The sequence below is a fragment of the Sphingomonas sp. Leaf412 genome (genome assembly GCF_001425405.1).
Classification (GTDB): domain Bacteria; phylum Pseudomonadota; class Alphaproteobacteria; order Sphingomonadales; family Sphingomonadaceae; genus Sphingomonas.
In genome coordinates this window covers 1,350,387-1,356,579 of sequence record NZ_LMQP01000003.1, presented here as the reverse complement: position 1 = coordinate 1,356,579, position 6,193 = coordinate 1,350,387, and the positions used below count along the sequence as shown (strand labels likewise).

Annotated in this window: 5 protein-coding genes, 1 tRNA gene and 1 pseudogene; 5 read left to right on the top strand and 2 right to left on the bottom strand. The window is 69.5% G+C overall.

The features are described 5' to 3' along the window. Positions 1-67 precede the first annotated feature (67 nt). The gene (locus ASG29_RS13665) at positions 68-331 is read right to left on the bottom strand and encodes a succinate dehydrogenase assembly factor 2 (RefSeq protein WP_055984891.1); all 264 of its coding nucleotides are present in this window, start codon (positions 329-331) and stop codon (positions 68-70) included. 123 nt (positions 332-454) lie between these two features. Here ASG29_RS13665 and recG point away from each other — a divergent pair, with 123 nt between their 5' ends. Beyond that, the gene (gene recG / locus ASG29_RS13660; protein ID WP_055984890.1) at positions 455-2,509 is read left to right on the top strand and encodes an ATP-dependent DNA helicase RecG; all 2,055 of its coding nucleotides are present in this window, start codon (positions 455-457) and stop codon (positions 2,507-2,509) included. Positions 2,510-2,652: 143 nt separating this feature from the next. Here recG and ASG29_RS17235 read toward each other — a convergent pair whose 3' ends face one another. Next, positions 2,653-2,793: a hypothetical protein gene (locus ASG29_RS17235; protein ID WP_200932463.1), complete on the bottom strand. Its 141-nt coding sequence runs from the start codon at positions 2,791-2,793 to the stop codon at positions 2,653-2,655. A gap of 97 nt (positions 2,794-2,890) precedes the next feature. On the opposite strand from ASG29_RS17235, the gene ASG29_RS13650 reads away from it, so the two are divergent. From ASG29_RS13650 to clpP, 4 genes and pseudogenes are all read left to right on the top strand, one after another. Then, a tRNA-Leu gene (locus tag ASG29_RS13650) sits at positions 2,891-2,975 on the top strand. 58 nt (positions 2,976-3,033) lie between these two features. Continuing rightward, positions 3,034-4,728, top strand: a complete 1,695-nt coding sequence (gene tig, locus ASG29_RS13645) for a trigger factor (protein WP_055984884.1) — start codon at positions 3,034-3,036, stop codon at positions 4,726-4,728. Positions 4,729-4,949: 221 nt separating this feature from the next. Beyond that, positions 4,950-5,960, top strand: a complete 1,011-nt coding sequence (locus tag ASG29_RS13640; RefSeq protein ID WP_082516004.1) for a glycosyltransferase family 2 protein — start codon at positions 4,950-4,952, stop codon at positions 5,958-5,960. Positions 5,961-6,075: 115 nt separating this feature from the next. Further along, a pseudogene (gene clpP, locus ASG29_RS17865) lies at positions 6,076-6,193 on the top strand (ATP-dependent Clp protease proteolytic subunit); the annotation flags it as partial.

Sequence of the window (6,193 nt, the reverse complement as noted above, 5' to 3'; positions counted from 1 at the left end):
CCGCCACAAACGATATCGCCCGGGGCGGCCCCTCACCCCGGCCCTCTCCCCGACGGGGAGAGGGAGATCAGCGCTCGACCTTCACGAAATCCAGCGCGCGCATCTGCGCCATCATCGGTCCGTCCCATTCGGGCGGGCAGGGGATCGATCCGATCGCCCAGCCCATGATGTCGACGTCCTGTTCCTCCAGCAACGCCTCGAACCAGTCGAGCTGGCCTGCGTCCCACGACTCGCCGTGACGGTCGAAGAACCCGCCGATCATCAGGTCGGCCTCGCGCGTGCCGCGGTGCCAGGCGCGGAAGCGCAGGCGTTTCAGGCGGATGTCGTCCACACCGATTTCTTTCGTCAGGCCAGCGAAGGCTGGCCTCTCATGCGAGGGATAGGCCCGGTCAACCGGAAGATGCCAGCTTTCGCTGGCATGACGGATCGGGGCTGGAGTAGCGCACAGATAGTCATGCGACCCGATATCCTCAATCCGCTGTTCGCCGAAGTGACGGCGTTGAAGGGAGTCGGCCCGGCGCTGGCCCGGCCGCTCGACCGGCTCGGCATCGCGCGCGTCGTCGACCTGCTGTTCCATCTGCCCTCGGGCTGGGTCGATCGGATCGCGCGCGACGAACTGATGCAGGATGACGTCGGCCGCACGATCGCGATCACGCTCACCCCCGTCGACGTACGCAGCGGCAGCAGCCCGCGCGCGCCGACGCGGGTGCAGGCGACCGACGCACACGGCAATCACGTCACGCTCGTCTATTTCGGCAATTCGTCGGGCTATGTCCGCAAGCTGCTGCCGCCCGGCGAGCCGCGGAAATTCTCCGGCAGGCTCGACCAATATGGTCAGGACCTCCAGATCGTGCATCCCGAGCTGCTGGCGGACGGCGACGGCTTCCGCCCGCGCGAGCCGATCTATCCCTTGTCGGAGGGGCTGACGTCGCGCCGCCTGTTCGCGCTGACCGAACAGGCGCTGGCGCGCGCGCCCGACCTGCCCGAATGGATCGAGCGCAGCCTGAAGGCGAAGCATGACTGGCCCGCATGGCGCGACGCGCTCCACCGCCTCCACGCCGACCCCGCCGACGCCGTGGCGCGCGAACGGCTGGCCTATGACGAGGTGTTCGCCAACCAGCTGGCGCTGACTTTGGTCCGCGCCGACACCCGGCGGCGCAAGGGCAGGGCGCTGAAGGGCGACCGCCGGCTGCGCGACCTGCTGACGCTGCCGTACAGCCTGACCGGGGCGCAGGCGCGCAGCGTGGCGGAGATCGAGGGCGACCTGGCGCAGGACGCGCCGATGCTGCGGCTGCTGCAAGGCGACGTGGGCTCGGGCAAGACGCTCGTCGCCGCGATGGCGCTGCTGATCGCGGTGGAGGCGGGCGCGCAGGCCGCGATGCTGGCCCCCACCGAAATCCTGGCGCGCCAGCATTACGAGACGCTGCGCCGCACGCTCGCGGGCCTGCCGGTCGAGGTCGCGGTGCTGACGGGACGCGACAAGGGCAAGGTGCGCGAGGCGACGTTGATGGGCCTTGCCGACGGCAGCATCCATATCCTCGTCGGCACGCACGCGATCTTCCAGGAAGCGGTCGGCTACCGGGATCTGGGGCTGGTCGTGGTGGACGAGCAGCATCGCTTCGGCGTGGCCGAACGGATGCTGCTGGCGGCGAAGGGCCGCACGCCGCCGCACCTGCTGGCGATGACCGCGACCCCGATCCCGCGCACGCTGACGCTCGCGATCCATGGCGAGATGGACCAGAGCCGGCTGGACGAGATGCCGCCCGGCCGCGAACCGATCGAGACGCGCGTGGTGTCGGAGGAGCGCGTGGACGAGGTCGTCGACGCGCTCGGCCGCCATCTGTCGGAGGGAAAGCAGGCCTATTGGGTCTGCCCGCTGGTGGAGGAAAGCGAGACCAGCGACCTGAAGGCGGCGGAGGTCCGCGCCGCCGCGCTGGCGATGCGCTTCGGGGAGCGCGTCGGCCTGATCCACGGGCGAATGCGGGCGGAGGAGAAGGACGCGGTGATGGCGCGATTCTCCGCCGGCGCGCACGGCGTAATGGTCGCCACCACCGTCATTGAGGTCGGGGTGGACGTGCCCAACGCCACGCTGATCGTGATCGAGCACGCCGACCGCTTCGGTCTGGCCCAGCTGCACCAGCTGCGCGGCCGCGTCGGGCGGGGCGGGGGGCATTCGGTGTGCCTGCTGCTGCGCGGGCGCGCGCTGAGCGAGACGAGCCGCGCACGGCTGGCGCTGATGCGCGAGACGAACGACGGCTTCCGGATCGCGGAGGAGGATTTGCGCCTGCGCGGCGCGGGCGAATTGCTGGGCACGCGCCAGTCGGGCGAGGCCGCGTTCCGCGTCGCCTCGCCCGAACAATTGGCGGCCCTGCTCCCGATCGCCACCGACGACGCCCGCCTGCTGATCGACCGCGACGGCGGGCTGGACGGGGAACGGGGACGCGCCGCCCGCGCGGCGCTGTACCTGTTCGAGCGCGACGCGGGCGTCGCGTTGCTGCGCTCGGGGTAGCGTACCTTGTCTCCCCTCCCTGCAAGGGAAGGGTTCGGGGGTGGGTCCTGTCCGGGGATACGGCACGCCATACGCGTCACCCAACCGTATCGTCAGGACACCACCCACCCCAACCCCTCCCTTGAAGGGAGGGGCTGTCGGGATCAGATGCTCGGCCCCGTCGGCGACGGCTGGCCCGGCGACGGCACGTCCACGTCGGGCGCGGGCGGGGTCACTTCGGGCGGGGGCGCGTCGGGCTGGACGGGCTGCGAAGGCTGCGGAACGTCGGGGGGCGTGGTCGCCATCTGGCTTCTCCTCTTGGCCCCCTCCAACGCGCAGGTCCGCACCGGGTTGCCGGATGCGTGACGGACGTATAGAGCCCCGCGACCGGCGGTGTCCTGAGCGGGCGTGGCGGAACTGGTAGACGCAGCAGGTTTAGGTCCTGCCATCGCAAGATGTGGGGGTTCGAGTCCCTTCGCCCGCACCAGTCCCCGTGTTCCAGCGGGGGCCACCGACAAACGATATTTTCGAACGAAAGCGGCACCATGCAGACTGTCGAGACGCTCAACGAAGGCCTGAAGCGCGCCTACACCCTCACGATCCCGGCGAAGGAGATCGACGCGCTGGTCGATGCCGAGCTGAAGCGGGTCGCGCCGCAGGTGAAGATGCCCGGTTTCCGCCCAGGCAAGGTGCCCGCGAATCTGGTGCGCAAGATGCACGGCCCCGCGCTGCACCAGGATGCGCTGAACAATTCCATCCAGCAGGGCGTGCAGTCGCTGATCGCGGAGCAGCAGCTGCGCCCCGCGATCCAGCCGTCGGTCGAACTGGCCGAGGGGTATGAACCCGGCAAGGACGCGGAGCTGAAGGTCGCGCTGGAGGTCCTGCCGCAGGTCCCGGCCCCGTCGATCGACGCGCTGAAGCTGGAGCGGCTGACCGTGCCCGTCAGCGACGACGACGTGACCGAGCAGCTCCAGAAGTTCGCCGACCAGCAGAAGAAGTGGGACGACGCGGGCGACAAGGCCGCGGAGACCGGCGACCTCGTGACGATGGACTTCGTCGGCAAGACGATGGACGGCGTGGCGTTCGAGGGCGGCACGGGCAGCGACATGGCGGTCGAGATCGGCTCGGGTCGCCTGATCCCCGGCTTCGAGGAGCAGGTCGTCGGCGCGAAGGCGGGCGAGGAGCGCCAGATCAAGGTGTCGTTCCCCGCCGATTACCAGGCGAAGGACCTCGCCGGTCAGGACGCGACCTTCGACCTGGTCATCAAGTCGGTGCAGACCGCGGGCGAGACGGTGATCGACGACGGCCTCGCCACGTCGCTGGGGCTCGAGAGCCTGGAGCAGCTCAAGGGCCTGCTGAAGGGCCAGATCGAGCAGCAGCACAACGGCCTGACCCGCACGTACATGAAGCGTAAGTTGCTCGACCAGCTCGCGGCGGGCCACGATTTCGAGGTCCCGCCGTCGATGGTGGAGGCCGAGTTCGACCAGATCTGGAGCCAGCTCCAGCACGAGGCGACGCACGAGCCTGACCCCGCCGCGGCGCTGAAGGAGATGGAGGACGAGCGCGAGGACTATCGCAAGATCGCCGAGCGCCGCGTCCGCCTGGGCCTGCTGCTGTCCGAAATCGGGCAGGCCAACGGCGTCGAGGTCAGCCAGCAGGAGATGAGCCGCCTGGTCATGCAGGCCGCGCAGCAATATTCGCCCGAGCAGCGCCAGCAGTTCATCCAGTACGTGCAGCAGGACCCGATGGCCGCCGCGCAGCTGCGTGCGCCGCTGTACGAGGACAAGGTCGTCGATTACCTGTTCGAAAAGGCCGAGGTGACCGACCGCGAGACGACGCGCGAGGAACTGGAGGCCGCGATCGAGAGCGAGGACGGCTTCGCGACCGGCACGCACAGCCACGATCACGACAACCACAAGCCGAAGCAGAAGAAGGCCGCCGCGAAGAAGGCGGAAGCACCGGCGGACGGCGAGGCGGAGGCCAAGCCCGCGAAGAAGGCCGCGGCGAAGAAGCCCGCCGCCAAGGGTGATAACGCCGGGGCCGAAACGCCGGCCGCGCCGGAAGCTCCGGTAGCCGAGGCCGCCGCGAAGAAGCCGCGCGCGAAGAAGGCCGCACCGGTCGAGGCCGAGACGGCCCTGACGACCAGCGACCCGGTCGCCGCCGAAGCCGCGGAGGGGACCGGCGCGCCCGACGCCCCGGCGAAGAAGCCGCGCGCGAAGAAGGCGAAGAGCGAGGCTTAACCTATTCTTCCCTCTCCCCTGCTAAGGGGAGAGAGTTGCGTAGACTTAGGTCGCGCGTCAGCGCGGCCTTAGTCGGAGCTGGGTGAGGGGTGAGCGCTCGCATCGCGAGCGCGCGGCGCGACAGCGCCGCTCGACCCCTCACCAACTCCGCCTAGGCAGCAAGCTGCCAAGGCTACGTATCCTCTCGCCTTTCCAGGGCAGAGGGCAGAAACGGGAAAGACATGACCACGATCGCCGTCCTCCTCCCCTGCTACAACGAGGAAGCGGCGATCGCGCGGACCGTGGCCGATTTCCGCGCCGCGCTGCCCGGCGCCACGATCCACGTCTACGACAACAACAGCACCGACCGGACGGTCGCACTCGCCCGTGCGGCGGGGGCGGTCGTGCGGACCGAGCGGATCCAGGGGAAGGGCGCGGTCGTCCGCCGCATGTTCGCGGACGTCGACGCCGACGTGTACGTCATGGCCGACGGCGATGCGACTTACGACGCCGCCTCCGCCCCCGCGCTCGTCGCGCACCTGCTGGACGAGCAGCTGGACATGGTCGTGGGCAGCCGCATCGGGGAGGCCGCCGCCGCCTACCGCCGCGGCCACCGGTTCGGCAACGCCCTGCTGACGGGGATGCTCGCGCGCCTGTTCGGCCGAAGTTTCACCGACATATTGAGCGGTTACCGCGTGTTCTCGCGACGGTTCGTGAAGAGTTTCCCGGTCCTGTCGGTGGGGTTCGAGATCGAAACCGAGATCAGCGTCCACGCGCTGGAGCTGAAGATGCCGACCGCGGAGGTCGAGACGCCCTATTTCGCGCGGCCCGAAGGATCGCTCTCGAAACTCAGCACCTGGCGCGACGGATGGCGCATCCTGCGCACGATCGCGATGCTGTACCGGATCGAGCGGCCGCTGTGGTTCTTCGGCGGCATCGGCCTGGCGTTCGCACTGGTCGCCGTCGTCCTCGCGATCCCGTTGGCGATCACCTATGCGCAGACCGGCCTCGTGCCGCGCTTTCCCACCGCGATCCTCGTCACCGGCCTGATGATCCTGGCCGCGCTGTGCGCCTTCGCGGGCCTGATCCTCGACACCGTGGTGCGCGGCCGACGGGAGGTGAAGCGGCTCGCCTATCTGGCGCATCCGGCACCGGGAAACGCTGTCCTACATGCCCCCGGCCGGGATATCGCGGCGCATGTCCCGCCGCCCGTTCCCGCTCCGCCCGCCCCGACGATGCGCGCGCATGCGTGACCGTGCGACCTTTCGTGACCTTCCGCGCCGCGGCCGCCGGCAAGCGGGGGCTTGAACCGTTTCGTCCAAGCGCCGATGTTGGCGTTCTTCCCACAGCGCACGAGAGAGCTTCTTCATGCACAATCCGTTCGACAATGGCGATTTCGCTGGCAAGCTGGCGAACGCCGGGCTCGGCCTTCAGCAGACCACTGCCGGCCTTGTCCCGATCGTCATCGAGCAGTCGAACCGCGGCG

What these genes read in the sequence shown, in the direction of transcription:
- ASG29_RS13640 (WP_082516004.1), top strand. Translation starts at nt 4,950, where the DNA reads ATGACCACGATCGCCGTCCTCCTCCCCTGCTACAACGAGGAAGCGGCG.
- ASG29_RS17235 (WP_200932463.1), bottom strand. Translation starts at nt 2,793, where the DNA reads ATGGCGACCACGCCCCCCGACGTTCCGCAGCCTTCGCAGCCCGTCCAG.
- recG (WP_055984890.1), top strand. Translation starts at nt 455, where the DNA reads ATGCGACCCGATATCCTCAATCCGCTGTTCGCCGAAGTGACGGCGTTG.
- tig (WP_055984884.1), top strand. Translation starts at nt 3,034, where the DNA reads ATGCAGACTGTCGAGACGCTCAACGAAGGCCTGAAGCGCGCCTACACC.